A 17,387-nucleotide genomic window follows, 5' to 3' on the forward strand; every position below is an offset into this window, starting at 1 on the left:
CGGCGCTGCCGGGGCCTTATGAGATCCGTACCGTAACGGAGCAACCCGTATGGCCATCCTGTCCGGCCTGAGCATCGTCGAATGCGCCGCCTTCATCGCCGGTCCCTTCGCCACGGGCGCCCTGGCCCGGCTGGGGGCCGACATCATCCGCATCGACCCGATCGAAGGCGGTATCGATCAGCACCGCTGGCCCGTCACGGCCGCGGGCCGCAGCCTTTACTGGGCCGGCCTGAACAAGGGCAAGAAATCCGTGCGCATCGATATCCGCCGGCCCGAAGGGCGGGAACTGGCCCAGGCCCTGATCACGGCCCCGGGGGAGGGGCGGGGCCTGTTCATCACCAACTTTCCCGCCGTCGGCTGGCTGGATTATGATGCGCTGTGCCGCCGGCGGGCCGATCTGGTCATGGTGAACATCCTGGGCAACCGCGACGGGTCGACGGCCCTGGACTATACCGTCAATTGCGCGGTCGGCTTTCCGCTGGCCACAGGGCCCTTGGGGGACGACAGGCCCGTCAACCATGTGCTGCCGGCCTGGGATTTCATCTGCGGTCAGACGGCCGCCACGGCCCTTCTGGCGGCCGAGCGGTTCAGGCGCCTGCATGGCAGGGGACAGCGGCTGCGCATCGCGCTGTCCGATGTGGCCCTGGCCGTCGTCGCCGACATGGGGCTGCTGGCAGAGGTGGAGATCAACGGCGCGGAACGGGAACGCCATGGAAACCATATCTATGGCGCCTTCGGCTGCGATTTTGCCACGTCGGACGGGCGGCGCCTGATGGTCGCCGCCGTCAGCACCGGACAATGGCAGGCGCTGGTCCGCGCCACGGGACAGGAGGGGCCGCTGTCGGCCCTGGCGTCGGCGCGGGGGCTGGACCTGTCGCGCGAAGGCGACCGCCACGGGGCCCGCGACGCCATCGCCGCCCTGCTGGCCCCCTGGTTCGCGGCCCGCACGCTGTCCGACGCCGGCCGGGCGCTGGATGCCGCGCGTGCCTGCTGGGGACCCTATCAGCGTTTCGAACAGTTGCTGGCCGAGGATCCGCGCTGTTCCCCGGCCAATCCGCTTTTCGCCCGGGTTGATCATCCCGGCATCGGAACCATGCTGACCGCCGGCAGCCCCATCGATTGTTCCGCCTGCCCGCCCGTGCCGCCCGCGGCCGGACCCGTGCCCGGACAGGATACCGATGCGGTGCTGGCCGACCTGCTGGGCCTGGGGACGGCGCAACTGGCTGGCCTGCATGATCGCGGCATCATTGCCGGTCCCGCCGCATGAAAGCTGGTCATGTACCCGAAAATAAAATCCGGCATGATGCGTTCTATCCGGCTTTTGTTTTGATGGACGGGATGAATTCCATATTCTAGCTTTTAGGACAAGGCGGTGGCCCCGATGAAGGCGGCTGTCGGCATGGGAGGAATGGAATGTCGAAGACAAGCCTGCGCCATGGGGTATTCCTGGCGCCGCTGCATCCGGTGGACGAGGATGCGCACGCCCTGATGCATCGCGATCTGGAACTGATGGAATGGCTGGACAGGCTGGGCTATCACGAGGCCTGGATCGGCGAGCATCATTCCGGCGGGTTCGAGACCATCGCCTCGCCCGAACTGTTCATCGCCGCCGCGGTCGAGCGCACCCGCCATATCCGGTTCGGGACGGGTGTGATCTCGCTGCCCTATCACAACCCGCTGATGGTGGCGAACCGCATCATCCAGTTGGACCATCAGTCCCGCGGGCGGGTGATGTTCGGTTTCGGTCCCGGCCTTCTGGTATCGGATGCCCGCATGCTGGGCATCGACCCCAAGACCCAGCGCGACCGCATGGCCCAGGCGCTGGATGTCGTCCTGCGCCTGCTGGACGGGCAGACGGTGACGGAGACGACCGACTGGTACGTGCTGCGGGAGGCTCGCGCCCATCTGCTGCCCTATACCCACCCGCGGCCGGAAATCGCCGTGGCCAGCGCGGCGACGCCGTCGGGCGGACGGCTGGCCGGCAGGTACGATCTGGCCATGCTGTGCGTGGCGGCCACCGACGCGACGGGCGGTTTCAACGTGCTGGACGTCAACTGGAAGCACGCCTGCGACGTGGCGGCCGAGCATGGCCGCAGCATGGATCGCGCGCGGCTGCGCCTGATGGGCCCCATGCACATTGCCGAAACCCGGGAAAAGGCGCGTGAGAATGTGCGCCACGGCCTGGAAAAATACCTGGACTATGCCCGCACCGTGACGCCGGGCCGCTTCGGCAACCTGGTCGGCCGTGACCCGGTCGACGTACTGCTGGAAGCCGGCCATATCGTCATCGGCACCCCCGATGATGCCGTGGACGTGCTGAAGAAGCTGCAGGCCAAGCAGGGGGATTTCGGTGTCTTCCTGCATCAGGCCCATGATTGGGCAGACTGGAACGAAACCAAGCGGTCCTATGAACTCTACAGCCGCTTCGTCGTGCCGCATTTCACCGGTTCCAACCGCGCGCGCGTGGAATCCTTCGACAATTGGAAGGCCCATTCGCTGGATTACAGCAGCCAGTCCCACGCGGCGGCCAAGGCGACGTTCGAGAAATATGGCGCCGGCGGGGCGCTGGAAAGTGCCGCCAAGACGGGGATGATCGGGGCCAGGGACTGAAATCGCGCTCCATCCGGTTCGCCGCCGGGTCACCTGTGCAGGCGGGCGGTTCCCGTCTCCCGGTCGATCGCCCGCGCGTTCCGGCACGGGCCCGACTGCTGATGCTCAGCCCGCCACGATCTCCCGCAGGATCGTGGCGGCCAGGTTCTTGGCCTGTAGGCGAATATCCGGCACGGCCGTGATTTCCCACGACGTTCCCTTCATGATGGGGCCGACGGCGTACAGGCCGGGAACGGTCGCGCCACCGGCAGTGCGCAACCGGCCCACTTCGTCGGTGTCCAGGCCGAGGCGCAACGGGTCCGGCACCACCAAACCCTGTTCCAGCAGGTTGCGCAACAGGGGGTCCCGCGTGCGGGCGATATCGCCACCCGGACCCACACAATTGATGGCATGGGCATAATCCGCCGTCTCACCGGTGGTTTGCCCGCGCCGTCTGAACCGCAGACGCAAGGTCGATGCGTCGGCATCCAGTGAGAGTATGCGCCCCGCCACGACGGTCAGGCGGCCTTCATCCATCATTTCCCGGATACGACAGGCGATGGTCGGTGCCAGCCGATGCCGGTGGACATCCCACCAGGGGCGCAGATGCCGGATGAACCGCAACCGCGCCTTTATGGGCAGGTTCTGCCAATAGCCGGCCGTGGCACCCCGCAGACTGTCGATCACCTCGTGCCAGCCGCCGCCACGGGCCTGTGCCGCCCCGACGGCCGCCCGCACGGATCGGAGCGAGCCGGCCAGGGACGGGGTGAGTGTGGGGATGACCGGTGGTGCCGGATGACCGGGGTCGGCATGCCGGCGCGGCAACAACCCCCGGCGCGACAAGGCCATGATCGGTCCCCGATGGCCGCGATCCGTCAGGGATATCGCCACGTCCACCATGGTCAGGCTGGTTCCCAGCAGCAGGACCGGTTCATCGGGCTTTACATGGTCCAGGGTGCCCGTCGCCCAGGGATCGGTATGGAAACGGGGGGATTGCAGAAGCGTCTGGGCCACGCCTGGTGGCGGGTCCGGCGGAAAATTACCGACGGCGAGGACGGCCGCGTCGATCCTGTAGGACCGGCCGACACCGGTCACCAGCGAGAGGCCCGCGCCATCTTCCGTCCGAGCCAGGGAAACGGCATCGTCAGCGACCAGGACCAGCCGGCCCAGGGCGCCATGCCCCTTCGCGGCCTGTCCCAGCAATTCCTGAAGATAGCGGCCATAATCCGCGCGGGAGACAAATCCGTTGCCGTCGCCAGGGTACATCGCCACCTGGTTTTCCCGGACCCAGTCGATGAAATGGCCCGGCTGGTCCGGAAACGCGCTCATGTTGCCGGCACGTACATTCAGCAGATGCGCGCCATGCCGCGTGCTGTAGGCTACCCCCTTGCCAAACCCGCGCGCCTTTTCGACCAGCAGGATACGCGCGGCACCATCACTGCCGGCCAGCAGGTGGAGTGCGGTCAGCGCCCCGCTGAGCCCGGCGCCGATGATGGCGATCGTTGGCCTTTTCCGGGCCGCCGCGACCATCAGCGACACCCGTGGCACGCCGGCCGGACGGGCCCGCCGCAATGCGCATCGCGGTGCCGGACAATATGGTCCCGGTCGGCGGAGGGCAGAGGAAAACCATCATACGGGGCCATCATGCTCTCCTTTCGTGCCGATCATGGTTAAGCTCATATAATATTCCTATAACGTCAATAGGGAATATTGCTCCACAGAGGATGGCAGCAAAGGCCGCAGCGGCCGGTGGGTTGACCCGGTGAACCGTTGTGGTCAAAAGAGGCGCACGGAGATGGGGGCGCCCGGAAGCAGGATGTTCGGCATGCGGCGATAGGCCGGCATGCTGCTGTTCTGTACCCTTTTGCTGTGCGGGATGATCCCCGGCAGCTATATGCCGAATTTCGGTGCGGTCGAGGGACAGGGTTCCCTGGACATCTGCTCGGGCATCGGGAAACGGCTGCTGCCGGTCGATGGCGATGCCGCCACACCGGTGGATATACCCATAGGATGGGCTGTACGCCTTTGCCATGCTGGGCGGGCTGGCCCTTTTCCTGGCGTGCCACTCGCAGGTCGGCGCCGCGTCCGGCCCAGGCGCGCGCCAGAGAGGCCAGATAGGGATGTGCCAATATCCGTCTTGACAGTATTATTTTACGTCAAGGCTTTGCACGATTTGACTCTGGAACGCCATTGGAAGGGCAGGTGCGGCTGTCCCAACACACTCCCTTTGTTCGGGTTGCGGCTGGTGCGGGTGCGTGACGGTGCCGGCCATTGCCGAGGCGCTGGGGCAATGCCGGGATCGCGCCGGCTTTGCCATCGCCCTGCCGGTCCAGTCCTGTTGACATCGGATATTCGAGCCCAAAGGCGGGCGCGAAGCGTGATGAAACCGCATCATCGGGCGGCTTGCCCGGCCGTTCCCACCCTCCGCGGCTGTTGCTTGACCTTGGGGGTGGGGGGCAGCCATTCGCGTCAGCGACGGCGCGGCGGTGCCGGACGGCGGGCAACGCCCGCAGTGGACGGCCGTTCGTCCTTGTGGCGATAGGTGATCCGGCCCTTGGTCAGGTCATAGGGCGTCATTTCCACGGTCACCCGGTCACCGGCCAGTGACCGGATGCGGCTCTTACGCATGCGGCCGGCCGTGTAGGCGATGATCTCGTGTCCGTTTTCCAGCTTCACGCGGAAACGGCCATCGGGCAGGGCTTCTTCGACGATACCGTCGAACTCGATAAATTCTTCCTTGGCCACGCGCGGGCTCCCCCTGAATGTGAAAAGGGCGGCGGCATGGACCCCCATGCCGCCGCCCCAAACCTGAAACCGAACCGGATCAGGCCACGCGCAGGTTTTCAGCCGCCGTCTTGCCCTTGCGCGGATCGCGGACCGCGTCGAAGGAGACCTTCTGGCCTTCGTTCAGGGTGCTGAGGCCAGCACGCTCAACGGCGGAGATGTGAACGAAAACGTCGGCGGAGCCATCCTCGGGCTGGATGAAGCCAAAGCCCTTGGTGCTGTTGAACCACTTGACGGTACCGGTGGTGGACATGAATGCCTCCTGGGATCTTTCCCGTTCGGAGCTGCCCGGCGCGGGAGTGCGGACGGGCGCCAAAGTCACGACAGGGAAGGACCAGCGGTAGCCGGAAGATAGCCCAGTAGCAAAGTCGACCCGCCAAAGGTGGTCCATGGCACGCCGAATGGCAAGCATCTGGTTGTGACATATCAGGCATGGCTGGAATGTGCTGACGTTTTTTGCTTTTCGCCAAGCTTGTGATGACAGGGGATGGACCTGAAGGAAGGAGCGCGGCGGAAGGCTCTGTGACGGACCATCGGGTCGGGTTCCACCCACAGAACGGGCTCGGCCGGGAACATTTCTGCTCCCCCGCTGTTCTTCCTGATTGCGATCCCCCCTGCCATCCCCCCAATGCCCGGAGGCCCCGACCCTTGTCCAAGCGCCGACGAAAGCAATGTGCCGCCGTGCCATTCCGGATCGCGGCGAAGGGTACCCAGGTCATGCTCGTCACGTCGCGTGAGACGCGGCGCTGGATTCTGCCGAAAGGCTGGATCAAGAAGAAGCTGACCCCGGACGCCATGGCCGCCAGGGAAGCGTTCGAGGAGGCCGGCGTTCTTGGCCGGATCGCTTCCTGCCCCATCGGTGATTATCATTATCTGAAGCGCATGCCTGATGGTGCTGCCATCGAATGCGATGTGGCTGTCTATCTGCTGGAAGTGACGCGCGTGCTGGATACCTGGCCGGAGATGGACCAGCGGGAGCGGCGCTGGATGCGCATCGATGATGCGGCTGCGCTGATCAGCGACGGCGAACTGGTGCCGCTGCTGCGCCGGCTGGCACAGGTGCCCTATCCGGCTGCCCTGTAAAACAAGGGAGCCTGTAAAACAAGGGAGGTCGTATCCGGCCGGCTCCCGGCGCTGCGGCGGGATGATTTTCGATCACCGGGGTCAAACCTATCCCATCGCCGCCTTTCCATCGTCGGTGACGGCGATGGCGACGCCGGTCAGTGTGCCGGCCGGGGCCTCGGTCACGATCAGGGACAGCACCTCCACCCCGGCGGCACGCAGGATGACGGCGCCCGCCATTGGCGTGACATCAAGGGTCAGGGGTGTGTTCCAGTCCCGGCCCGCCTTTTTTATCGCTTCCCGGCCCATCCAGACCCGCGTTGCTGCAACCTCCAGCGCTTCGTCCCTTTCATGGGCGATTTGCCGGGCCAGGTCGAAGCCCTGATGTCCCAGCAGGTCGCGCCACATGGCGGGTTCCCGGACGGATACCGTCTGAACATCGCATCCGACGGGGACCCGGCCGGACACCGCCATCCGCCATGGTCCGTCATGGGCGATCGAAAGGTGCCTGTCGGGCTGCAAGGGCTCCGGCCGCCCGTCAGGCCGGCGCCCGATGGCGCCCGCCGTTACAGCATCTGGTGCCCCGGCGCCGGCCGTGATCCGGGCCGACAGGAAGGCATCGGGCCGGCGCTCGGCCGCCAGACGCTCCAGCAGCGCCACGGCGAGCGGCAGGGCAGCCAGGTCGGACGTTTCCACCGCACTGATCGCCTTGTAGGAAAGGCGGGACCATCGCTCGACCGGCTGGCCATGGGCATCGGTGATCACCAGATCGAAGACGCAGACATCGCCGATCGTCTGGATTTCCTGTGCCCACAGGCTCCAGGGGCCGCTGCCCGGTTTGAGAACACCGATATCGATGCGTTCCACCATCACGGGGATCATGATCCTGTGGGGGATGCAGGCCTGTACGGCATGCAGTGCGGCGTCACGGACGCCCGGGTCCCCGATCAGGCCGCCCGGCGGCACCCGGTCCGAAAACCACGATCCCACGGGAATATCGGCCAGAAGACACCGGCAGTGACGCGCGTTGACGGCGTGATAGGCGGCGATACGGCGAAACCGCCCCGTCTGGAACAGCAGATGATCATACATCGCCGCCTCGGTCCGGCCCGGCAGGATAGCGGCAGCGACGGGAGGAGGGGGAGCTTCGTCATCGGCCGGCCGGGCGTCCAGCCGGCACCGCGCCTCCACATGGTTGATCTGGTAGCGGGTGGTCGAGCAGCGGACGGCAAGGGTGACGGTGCCGGCCCCGTCGGCCAGCCCGACCAGCCGAAGGGTCAGGGGATTGTCGGCCGCCGGCACGATGATGGCCTTGTTGAAGCGCACGGCCTCGAAAACCAGCCGGGCGTCGGCGCGATCCATCAGGGTGGTGGCCGTCTCGGCCAGGGCCTCCAGGATCATGACGGCCGGCAGGACGCGCTCTCCCGATATACGGTGATCTTCCAGATAGGGGTCGGTATCGATGGTCAGGTCGCTGTCCGCAACGATCTCCACCTTGGGGTAGAAGACCCGGACCCTTTCCAGGAACCGTCGCTGCCGCCCCGATGCCGGCGTCGGTGTCCGGCCATATCGGCCGGCGATGACGAGACGGACCGGCAGGTCCGCCATCTCCACCGACTGCATGAACGCCTTGATGCCGGCATCGATGGTGATCGGCGTGATACCCTGGCTGGTCAGCGCCTCCACCCGGCCGAGACGCTGGCCCATGCCCGTTCCCGACCAGAGCGACCATTCCAGTGCCCGGCAACGGCAGCCCGGCAGCGCGCGCTGCTGATCTTCGGTCATGCGGCTCAGCCATTCATTGGCGAAGGCGTAATCCGCCTCGCCATGCAGGCCGATCCGGCCGATGATCGAACTGAAGGTGACCAGCAGCTTCAGTGCGTGCCGGTCGACCTGCGCGAGGAGATGTCGCAGGCCGGCGATCTTGGGTGCCAGTGTCGCGGCCATATGCTCGTCGCTCAATCCTTCCACCGAACGGGGCGCGTTCTGTCCGGCGCCATGGATGATGCCGGTTACCGGCGCCCCGAGTTCCCCCGTGCCCCCGGCGATGGCGGCGGCGACGGCAGCCGGATCGGTGACATCGGCCACCTGATAGGAGACGCGGATTCCGGCGCCGCGGATGCGGGCCAGGTTGGCGGCGAGCTCGGCCGACCCATCCACCGTCGACCGGCCAAGCAGCAGCAGCCCGCAGCCGGTGTCACGCGCCAGTTGGTATCCGCATTCCGCGCTGATGCCCTTGCCGCCGCCGGAGACCAGAAGCACGTCGGCCGGCCCCAGGGGCGGCGACCGGCCGGCCGTTTCTGGCTGGATGATTTCCAGCGCCTCCATTTCCCGATGGCCGGCCCGGTCGATGAAGATTTCGCGGAAACCGTCTCCCATCTCCATGACGTCGCGGATGATCAGTTCGGCCAGCCGGCCCGCCCCCGCATCCGCCGCCGTGATGACCAGGGTGGGGATATGGGGGTTCTCCGCATGGAACGAACGGGCGAATCCGCCGCCGGACGGACCATCCTGGACGACGACCAGCATGGCGGGGTGCTTCGCGTTGCGCGTTTGCCGGGCACAGCGATGGGCCGCCGTCAAGAGAAGCGGGCCGGCCGTCTCCTCCTCTGCGCCCGCCAGCCAGACGACAACCCCGTTTCCGCCCGCCGTTTCCGAGAGCCGGCCGGTCAGGTCGGCCAGCCCGCTGGGAACGGTCCCGACAAGGCTCCAGGTGCCGGGCGGGCGGGCGGGAGCGCCGGCCGGGTCCGGTGCCGGATGCCGGACAGGCTTGAAGAAACGGACCCAGTCATCCAGCCCGGCCGGGACGGTGTCCCCGTCCTCTGCGCCGGGGTTCCCGTCCCGGGCCGACAGCGTTTCGACGAACGCGACGATCTCATCCAGGCTGGAATTGACGAAGCGGGTCGGATCGGCGGTGGCCGGAAGGCCGAGGGAGGCCGTGAAATGTGCGAGGATTTCCCCCACCTTGATGGAATTGAGATGCAGATCCGACAGAAGCCGGCTCGTGCCCTGAATCGTCCAGACCGGCAGCCCGGCCGAGGTGGAAACGATCTGCCGCAACCGATCCAAGGTCCCTCCCGATGATGGGCCATCCAAGGCGGGTGCGGGGGCTGCCGTACCATCCGGGGCATCATCGTCCGGCCCGGATGGCGCCATGTCCTGGGTCAAGACCTCCTCGCAGGGGTTCTTCAGCAGGTCGGGGACCCAGTACCAGTTGATCCGGCGGTGGAACCGGTCGGCGGCCAGCTTCCCCACCTCCCTGGCCCGATCAAGGACAAAGGCCGCGCCGACCGCACCCAGGAAGGGCGCGATCGATTCACCGCCCACATCCAGGGACAATACCGGAATATCCGTGGTCGCCCGGCCCAGGGCGGCGAAGACATCGCCCGGCCCCACCTCGATCAGCAAATCGACGCGGTCCGCCACCTGCTGCACGGCGGCGGCGAACGCCACGGGCTGAACGATCTGCGCCTGGAGATGCGCGGCGATGTCCGTGTCGGCCGGCAGCAGGCCGGCGGTGACCGTGGAGATGACGGGGCGCAGCAGGGGAATTTGCGGCAGTGCGGCCAGCTCCGGCCGCAGCCGTTCCGCCACCCCCGCCATCGCCGGCGTATGAAAGGCCTGGCGCAGGCGCAGACGCTTTGCCGGCACGCCGGCATGCGCCAGCCGGTCGGCCAGCGCCTCCACCGCCGGTCCTTTGCCGGCAATCACGGTTTGCGCGGGGGTGTTGATGTTGGAGATATGCAGTCCGGGTTCGCCCGCCAGCAGGGCCGCCACCCTGTCGTGACCGGCGGCGATGGCCAGCATCGCCCCGTCGGCGCCGGGATCGGTCGCCATCAGACGCCCACGGGTCCGGGCGAGCCGCAGCAGCGCATCCGCGTCCATCCCGTCCGCCCAATGCAGGGCGACCAGCTCGCCAAGGCTGTGCCCGACGGCGACATCCCCGTCGATCCCCAGCCAGCGCAGCAGACGCAGGCCGGCCAGGGAAGCGGTGACGATCGCCGGCTGGGCGAAGTCCGTGTCGGTTCCGGCCGGCAGGGCCGCCAGGTCCGACCGGGCATAGGTCTGGCGTACAGCCTCGAACCGATGCCATTGCGCGTCATAGCCGCGCCGGGCCGGCGCCGCCTGCCCGGAGAAGATCAGGCCGATCCGGCCCGTGACATTCTGGCCGGCGGCGAAAATGCCCTCGCGCGGGTCGATGACCCTGCCGTCATCGTCCCACTGTGTCAGCTTGTCATGAAGCAGGCGCAACTTGCGCGCCATTTCGGCCGGTGTGCCGGCGACAATCGCGGCTTTCCAGGGGGCCCAGGACGTGCGCGTGGCGCGCCGGATGGTTTCAATGCCAAGATCGGTCAGTTCGGCACGGGAGAGGTTGCCGGCCATCTCGGCCAGGTGATTGACGGTCCAGGCGAGATCGCGCAGCCGGAAGGCCGCGAACAGGAACAGTTCTGCATCCTGGGCGCCGTTGAACCGTTCCAGGTCGGTTTCGCCCAGCGGCGGCGTGCCCGTTGCCGCCGCCGGCATGTCCGATGACGGCAGTGCCTCCTCCAGGGTGATGTGGGTGTTGATCCCCCCGAACCCCATGGCGCTGACGCTTGCCCGCCGGGGCGTGGCGGTCCCGTACCACGGGACCGGATGCCGGATCACCCGCAGGCCTGCCGCCGCGCCATCGAGCAATGGATGCGGCCGCTGGCAGGCAGTCAGAGGCGGTAGGACCCGTTCGGAAAGGCATGCCACCGCGCGCAGCAATCCCGCCAGGCCGGCGGCGGCCTTGGTATGGCCGATATTCGCCTTGACCGAGCTGATCACCGCCGGAACCGGGGTGGCACCGGATCGAAGGCGGGTGTCAATGATCGCCTGAAGCTCGGCTGCGTCGCCCACCTTCGTGCCTGTGCCATGACCCTCGAAATAGCCGACCGACGCCGCATCATATCCGGCGCGGGTATAACAGCGCTCCAGCGCCAGGGCCTGGCCCGCGGATTCCGGGCGGGTGAGGCCACCCTTGCCGTCGGAGGAAACGCCCCAGCCCCGGATCACGGCATGAACCCGATCGCACAGGCCCATGGCGTCATCCAGGCGCATGAGCGCCACGAAGCCGCAGCCCTCCCCCGGCCAGAAACCTTCCGACCTTTCCTCATAGACCCGCATTTCCGTCCGGGCCAGGGCGGCCGTCCGGGAGAAGCCGATCAATTCGAACGGATCGATGCTGAGATCGACGCCGCCGGCCAGGACCATGTCGGCATCCCCGGCCGCCAGGGCGGAACAGGCATCCGCCACGGCCAGCAGGGACGAGGCGCAGGCCCCATCGACCGTATAGCCGCCGCCATGGAAATCGAAATAGTTGCATATGCGGCCGGCGATGGTGTTGGCCAGGCCGCCGGCCAGGGAATCCTCGTTGGGGACGGGGAAGGATTGCTTGTAATCGGCCTCTATCTCCCGCAGAAGCTGGCGGCGCGCCGCCTCGTCCCCGTCCGGGACCAGCCGGTCCAGATGACGGGCCAGCACGCCCCGCACATAGGGCCAGCGCAACCGCATCAGTCCGGCGCGGGAGAATTCACCCGTCAGGGTGTTGCCGACGATGACGCGGACACGATCCCCGGAAAGTCCGGGTGCCCCCTCGCGGAAGGAGATGCCGGTCAGCGTTTCCTGCGCGACGGTCAGCGCCAGCCAATGGGTGAGGTCCGTGACCTCATAACTTGACCGGGGAACCTTGAAACGGTCCCGGTCGAACCGGAACCCCCGCAGCAGCGATGCCTGACGGGTATAGGCCTTGTCCCGTGACCGGCCCGTTTCGTCGAAATACCAGGATGAAAGCCGCGTTCCCGGAATGGCGCGGAAGGACCGTCGCTGTGCCAGGGAATTTTCAAGGAACTGTGCAACATTGTTCGCATCCGGATAGCGGCATGCCATCCCGACCACCGCGATTGAGCAGCTCATGTTCCCGGCCGTTCTCGCTTCAACGGAAATGCTGTGGCAGATGGCGGGATGGCCGCGCCCCGAAGAGGCGGCCATCCCGCCGGTCAGCCGGTGATCAGGATGAAATCATGTTCACGCTGACCGGGTTCGACGGTGCGTTGCCCACCGGGCTGCTGGTGGAGACCATGATCGGCGAAAGCGCCTTGGCCGGAGCGGAAACCCAGGAGTAGGACTGGTTCTGGGCATTGAACGCCATCTGACGCGACATCAGCGTTCCCTGATAGAAGAACGCCTTCTGCCCGGCCGGGCAGTTGCAGGTGATGGAGGTGGTTGTCGTCGTCGTCCATTGCTCGGTGATGGACAGGGCGAAGGAAAAGGTCGTCTTCTCCGTGACGATCTCGGCATTCACACCGACTTCCTCGGAGATGCTGAAGGTCTCATTGGCGCTGAAGGTGAAGCCCGTGGAGACCGACAGGGAATAAGAGCTGTCCGCCTTCGAGTTGGAATTGTCCATCGTGGTCAGAAGCGACAGGTTCGGGGCGAACAGAATGACCGAGATGGCCTGGTTGTTCGCCGCGATCCCCTGGATGCCGGAGTTGAACGTATCGACATTCAACGGCGGCATGGTTTCGAAGATCGTCAGCGTTGTGGAGGGCGGGCCGAAAGGCATCTTGAAACTCCTGTTAACGATGGTGGTGAATGCCAAAGCTGCAACGGGCCGGATCAGTTCGGCGGGCAGGTCATGGGCGTCAGCCCGAACTGGGTGCAGACGGCGTTGTAGTCGCGGCAGAGGATGGAGCCGTCCTCATAGGTGACGCTCCAGGATTCCACCGTCAGCGTGGTCGGGTGCGTATCGCCGCCATCCTTCGATTTCCGCTTGTAATCGGAGATCGTCAGCGTCCAGCCGACATAGAGCACGCCGATCGCATCGGCATAGCCCGTCGACGTATTGTAGTTCTCCACCAGCATGATGGTGCGGCTGGCGGTGTTGTTGTAATCGGACAGCTGGGCATCGTTGAGCGGCTGGATGACATTCGTCAGGATGGCCTTCATCGTCGTCTGATCAAGGCCGTTGATCAGGGTGGCCGAGGCGGTCGTGCAGACATTGACGAACAGATCCTGGATCGCCTGGGCGTTCGGATAGTTGCCGCTGGTCGCCTGCGGCGCCTGATAGACGCCCGTGAACTGGTTCTGGGGGACGCCGCTGAGCAGCCACTTGAAGTGGTCGGGATAGGCGATGACTTCCAGATAGTTATTGAAGCCTTCCGCCTGCGTGCCCGGCTCCCAGTTCGCGGTGGCAGCCTGGACCAGGGCGGAGTTGTTCGACCCCGCCAGGGCCTTCAACGCCATCCCGGACGACGCGGTCAGATCGGACGATTTGGCGAGGATGCCGAAGGACTGGACACTGCCATTGGGCAGTTGGGAATCCACATTCGCCACATAACCGGCGAGGTTCGCGTCGGTCAATTGCTGGCAGCTCAGGCCGACATTCTGAAGCTGTCCCTTGAGCACCTGCGGGGTGAACTGCGAGGGCGATGTCTGCGCCAAGCTGACCTTGACTCCTTTGGGCGGTCCAAACGGCATGATGCTCTCCTCAAGGCAATGGGGTGGAACAGTCCGGCTCCGAACGGGGCGTGGGAGCGACCCTGATTGGGTGGCATTAAAATTGATGAAATCACTTAATAAGGCAATAGGTCATATAACTTTAACTTATAAAAAGAATCGTATTTCAATGAATGAAACTTCATGGGATGATTTTGTTCGGACAAAATCCCAATAAGATATTTTAGGCTAATTTAAACAATTAAATTAGCGTCGACCCGAGGAAAGGCCGAACGGTGTCGGGGGGAATGGTGGGTGCCAGATGAACCGTTCCCGCGCCGGAGTGGCGGGGGGCGAAGGTTCGTTTGGCGGCGGGTCAGGCATCTATCCCTGCACGCTCCGACGTCCGGCCGAAGACAGGCATCAGGCTTGCGCTGACAAGGGTGGTGATGGCGGCGCAGAGGATCACACCGCCGACGGTGGCCCCATGGCGATGGCCGCTTGCAAAATCGAGGACAGCAGTGCCCCGGGACTTTCGGCATGGTCGGGTGGCGGCCCACGGCGGTGCCGGCATTGTTCACCCGGGCAAGACAATGGTCTTGGTCAATTTCGTGGCGCAGATGTTCAAGGCCGACGCCGATGCCCGGCTTATTGCCGGCATCCGGGCCTGTCTCACTCCAGTGCCGCCGCGACGGCCAGCACGATGGCGGCATCGCGGCCGATCACCTGGACAGACAGGGGCAGCCCTTCGGGTGAAAGACCGGCTGGCACGGCGATGGCCGGGCAGCCGATGAAATCGGCCAGTGCCGTGAAATCGGCTTGATTGGCCGGCACCGGGTCGGTGAAGGGAAAGGCCGTCTGGGGGGCCGTGGGCAGCAGCACGGCATCGACCCGATCCAGCCAGGCCAATCCGCCCAGCTTGATCTCGTCCAACCCCTGATAGGCGGCGGCCACTCTGGTGGCCGGCTGCTTCCCACCCCAGCGCAGCAGGCTCAGGAACCCGGCGGAGAAACCTTCCTCGCTTTCAGCCAGTTGGGCGGCGTGGGCATTCAGCCCCTCCACCTCCGACACGAGCAGACCCATGCGGCGGGCCTGGCCGGGCTGATAGGATTGCATGTCGGCGTCGCTGGAGACCATACCCAGGTCGAGCAAGGCGGCAGCGGCATTGTCCCGTGCTGCCCAGATAGGGGCCGGGGCCTCCACGCGGGCGCGCCAGTCCGGAACCGCGAGCGTCAGGCCCGCCAGCGAAGCGACCGGCTCCACCGGTCCCGCGCCGGCATGGGTGGCGACAAGGGCACAATCTGCAACGCTGTGCCCATGCACCCCCACATGGTCCAGCGTGGTGGAAAGCGGGATCACCCCCTCCAGGCTGATGGCGCGGCGGGCGGGCTTGTAGCCGGCCAGGCCGCAATAAGCGCTGGGGATGCGCACCGATCCCATCGTGTCGGACCCCAATGCCGCCGCAGCCAGTCCGGCCGCCACGGCTGCCGCCGACCCGCCGCTGGACCCGCCGGCGGTATAGCCGGCTTTCAACGGATTTTCGGTGCGGCCGAACCAGACATTGTCCGTCGTTGCCCCCAGCGCGCCCTCATGCATGTTGACCGTGCCCAGGATGATGGCCCCGGCCGCACGCAGGCGGGCCACGCAGTCGGCATCCGTTACCGCCACCCGGTCACGATAGGCACCGATACCGGCATGCCAGAAGGCCCCGCCGATGGCGATGTTGGCCTTCACGGCAATGGGAACACCATCCATGGCCGACAGGGGCCGCCCCGCCGCCCAGCGCGCCGCCGAGGCCGCCGCCGCCGCCAGCGCCGGTTCGGCCAGTACCTGGGTATAGGCGCGGACCCGCCCGTCCAGCGCCGCGATACGGTCCAGGTAGAGGCGGGTGACGGCGACCGGATCGGTTGTACCGTCACGGTAAAGGGCGGCCAGACCAGCGGCACCGGCGGAATGAAGCATGTGGGCGTCGGTCATGGCTCTGGCTTTCGCGGGGGGAGGCACTCTGGTGAAGGCGCCAGCCTGACGGCCATGTCTGCGGCGGGGAGACCGTCGGGCATGGCCGGGCGTCGTCCTACTTCTTGAACCGCTCGTCGATCAGGCGGATCGGCTTCTGCCGCACGTCGATCTGGGTCAGGCCGGCCGTGGCGCGATGATCCACCAGTTCCACACCCACCTCGATCCCGATCTTCTGCTTCAGCACGGCGCGGCAGCGCTCCGCCACGCTCTGGCGGTCGCCGGCACCGGCGTTGGTTTCGGCCACGACGATGAACTCGTCACGCCCGGCGGCGTCGCGCACGGCCTTGCAGATATATTCGCCGGCGACACCTTCCACGCCGTTCAGCATCGGGCCGATGGCCTGGGGGAAAATGTTGATGCCGCGGATCTTGACCATATTGTCCGACCGGCCAAGGAAGCCCTCGATCCGCTTGAACTCCACCCCGATGCCGGACTTGCCGGGGCGGACCTGGGTCACGTCATGGGTGTTGAAGCGGATGATGGGGTGGATATCGTCCTTGTAGATACAGGTGACGATCATGTCGCCGAGCCCGCCATCGGGGACCGGCGCGCCGGTATCGATATCGCAGACTTCCAGATACTGGGCGTCTTCCATCACATAAAGACCGTCGCGGTCCGGGCCTTCACCGGCGATGCAGCCGGTATCACCCACGCCATACCAGTCGAAACATTCCGCCCCGCCCCAGGCGGCAGACAGGCCCGCCTTGTCCTCCTTGCCCAGATGGCCGGAGATCATGCGGATGTTCAGGTCGCGGACGGGATCGATCCCGTTCTCCCGCGCCACCTCGGCCAGCTTCTTGATGTAGTCGGAGAAGCCGACGATGACCGTCGCGCCGAACTCCTTCATCAACTGCACCTGCTGGATGGAGCGGGTTTCCACGCCCGTGCCGGCCGACATGAAGATCGACGAGGTCCAGTGCAGCACGCTTTCGCGCACGTAATGGCCTCCATTGATCATGCCATGGCCATAGACGGAATGGACCACATCATCCGGGCGCAGCCCCTGGAACCGGTAGAGGCGGCCCAGCAGCAGGTTCTGGGCCTCGCGCCCCTTGGCGCCGAACAGCAGAACCTGCGGCTTGCCCGTGGTGCCGCTGGTGGTATGGAACACGACAGGCGGCCGCTCCCCGGCCGGGTAGCTGGAAAAGGCGGAGAAATCGCCAAAGGGCGGCGCCAGTTCCAGGCTGGCCATGATGTCCGACTTGTCGAAAGCCGGCAGGCGGGGCAGGTCGGCGATGGAGCGGATATCGCCCTTTTCGATCCCGGCCTTGCCCCACAGGCGCTGATAGAAGGGCGTGGCCCAGGCGCGGGCAACACAGCGCATGAACAGGCGGTTCTGATGCGCCGTCAGCTCATCCCGGCTGGTCTTCGTGGCGAAGCGCACGAAATCGTCACCGATCGGGTGGTCCTTCTGCAAGGCATCCCAATCCACGGCATTGAAATAGGTCTTGTGCCCGTCCATAGGGTCCCTGTCT

General features: G+C 66.0%; 11 protein-coding genes. 3 read left to right on the forward strand and 8 right to left on the reverse strand.

What is annotated here, in order from left to right:
• Window positions 1-49 precede the first annotated feature (49 nt).
• Window positions 50-1,267, forward strand: coding sequence for a CoA transferase (locus tag ACM9LZ_RS01960; protein ID WP_416617654.1), 1,218 nt, complete (start codon window positions 50-52; stop codon window positions 1,265-1,267).
• Window positions 1,268-1,413: 146 nt separating this feature from the next.
• Window positions 1,414-2,610, forward strand: a complete 1,197-nt coding sequence (locus tag ACM9LZ_RS01965) for an LLM class flavin-dependent oxidoreductase (RefSeq protein WP_416617655.1) — start codon at window positions 1,414-1,416, stop codon at window positions 2,608-2,610.
• A 105-nt stretch (window positions 2,611-2,715) separates the two neighbouring features.
• Here the strand turns inward: ACM9LZ_RS01965 and ACM9LZ_RS01970 are convergent, their stop codons facing one another.
• The 3 genes from ACM9LZ_RS01970 to ACM9LZ_RS01980 form a co-directional block, all read right to left on the reverse strand.
• Entirely contained in the window at window positions 2,716-4,161 is a 1,446-nt protein-coding gene (locus ACM9LZ_RS01970; RefSeq protein ID WP_416617656.1) for an FAD/NAD(P)-binding protein, read from the reverse strand.
• A gap of 897 nt (window positions 4,162-5,058) precedes the next feature.
• The gene (gene infA / locus ACM9LZ_RS01975) at window positions 5,059-5,334 is read right to left on the reverse strand and encodes a translation initiation factor IF-1 (protein ID WP_445376389.1); all 276 of its coding nucleotides are present in this window, start codon (window positions 5,332-5,334) and stop codon (window positions 5,059-5,061) included.
• Window positions 5,335-5,413: 79 nt separating this feature from the next.
• Window positions 5,414-5,626 carry a cold-shock protein gene (locus ACM9LZ_RS01980; RefSeq protein WP_416617657.1) on the reverse strand — a complete coding sequence of 71 codons (213 nt, stop codon included), beginning with the start codon at window positions 5,624-5,626 and terminating at the stop codon, window positions 5,414-5,416.
• Window positions 5,627-6,054: 428 nt separating this feature from the next.
• Between ACM9LZ_RS01980 and ACM9LZ_RS01985 the strand changes: the two genes are divergently transcribed.
• Window positions 6,055-6,456 carry an NUDIX hydrolase gene (locus ACM9LZ_RS01985; protein WP_416617947.1) on the forward strand — a complete coding sequence of 134 codons (402 nt, stop codon included), beginning with the start codon at window positions 6,055-6,057 and terminating at the stop codon, window positions 6,454-6,456.
• A gap of 87 nt (window positions 6,457-6,543) precedes the next feature.
• Here ACM9LZ_RS01985 and ACM9LZ_RS01990 read toward each other — a convergent pair whose 3' ends face one another.
• The 5 genes from ACM9LZ_RS01990 to ACM9LZ_RS02010 form a co-directional block, all read right to left on the reverse strand.
• Window positions 6,544-12,372, reverse strand: a complete 5,829-nt coding sequence (locus ACM9LZ_RS01990) for an SDR family NAD(P)-dependent oxidoreductase (protein ID WP_416617658.1) — start codon at window positions 12,370-12,372, stop codon at window positions 6,544-6,546.
• 94 nt (window positions 12,373-12,466) lie between these two features.
• The gene (locus tag ACM9LZ_RS01995) at window positions 12,467-13,021 is read right to left on the reverse strand and encodes a hypothetical protein (RefSeq protein WP_416617659.1); all 555 of its coding nucleotides are present in this window, start codon (window positions 13,019-13,021) and stop codon (window positions 12,467-12,469) included.
• 53 nt (window positions 13,022-13,074) lie between these two features.
• Complete coding sequence (locus tag ACM9LZ_RS02000) at window positions 13,075-13,899, reverse strand: hypothetical protein (RefSeq protein WP_416617660.1); 825 nt, start codon at window positions 13,897-13,899, stop codon at window positions 13,075-13,077.
• Window positions 13,900-14,565: 666 nt separating this feature from the next.
• Entirely contained in the window at window positions 14,566-15,870 is a 1,305-nt protein-coding gene (locus ACM9LZ_RS02005; RefSeq protein WP_416617661.1) for an amidase, read from the reverse strand.
• 97 nt (window positions 15,871-15,967) lie between these two features.
• Window positions 15,968-17,374, reverse strand: coding sequence for a phenylacetate--CoA ligase family protein (locus ACM9LZ_RS02010; protein ID WP_416617662.1), 1,407 nt, complete (start codon window positions 17,372-17,374; stop codon window positions 15,968-15,970).
• Window positions 17,375-17,387 lie beyond the last annotated feature (13 nt).

The organism is Niveispirillum fermenti (assembly GCF_048066175.1).
Classification (GTDB): domain Bacteria; phylum Pseudomonadota; class Alphaproteobacteria; order Azospirillales; family Azospirillaceae; genus Niveispirillum; species Niveispirillum fermenti.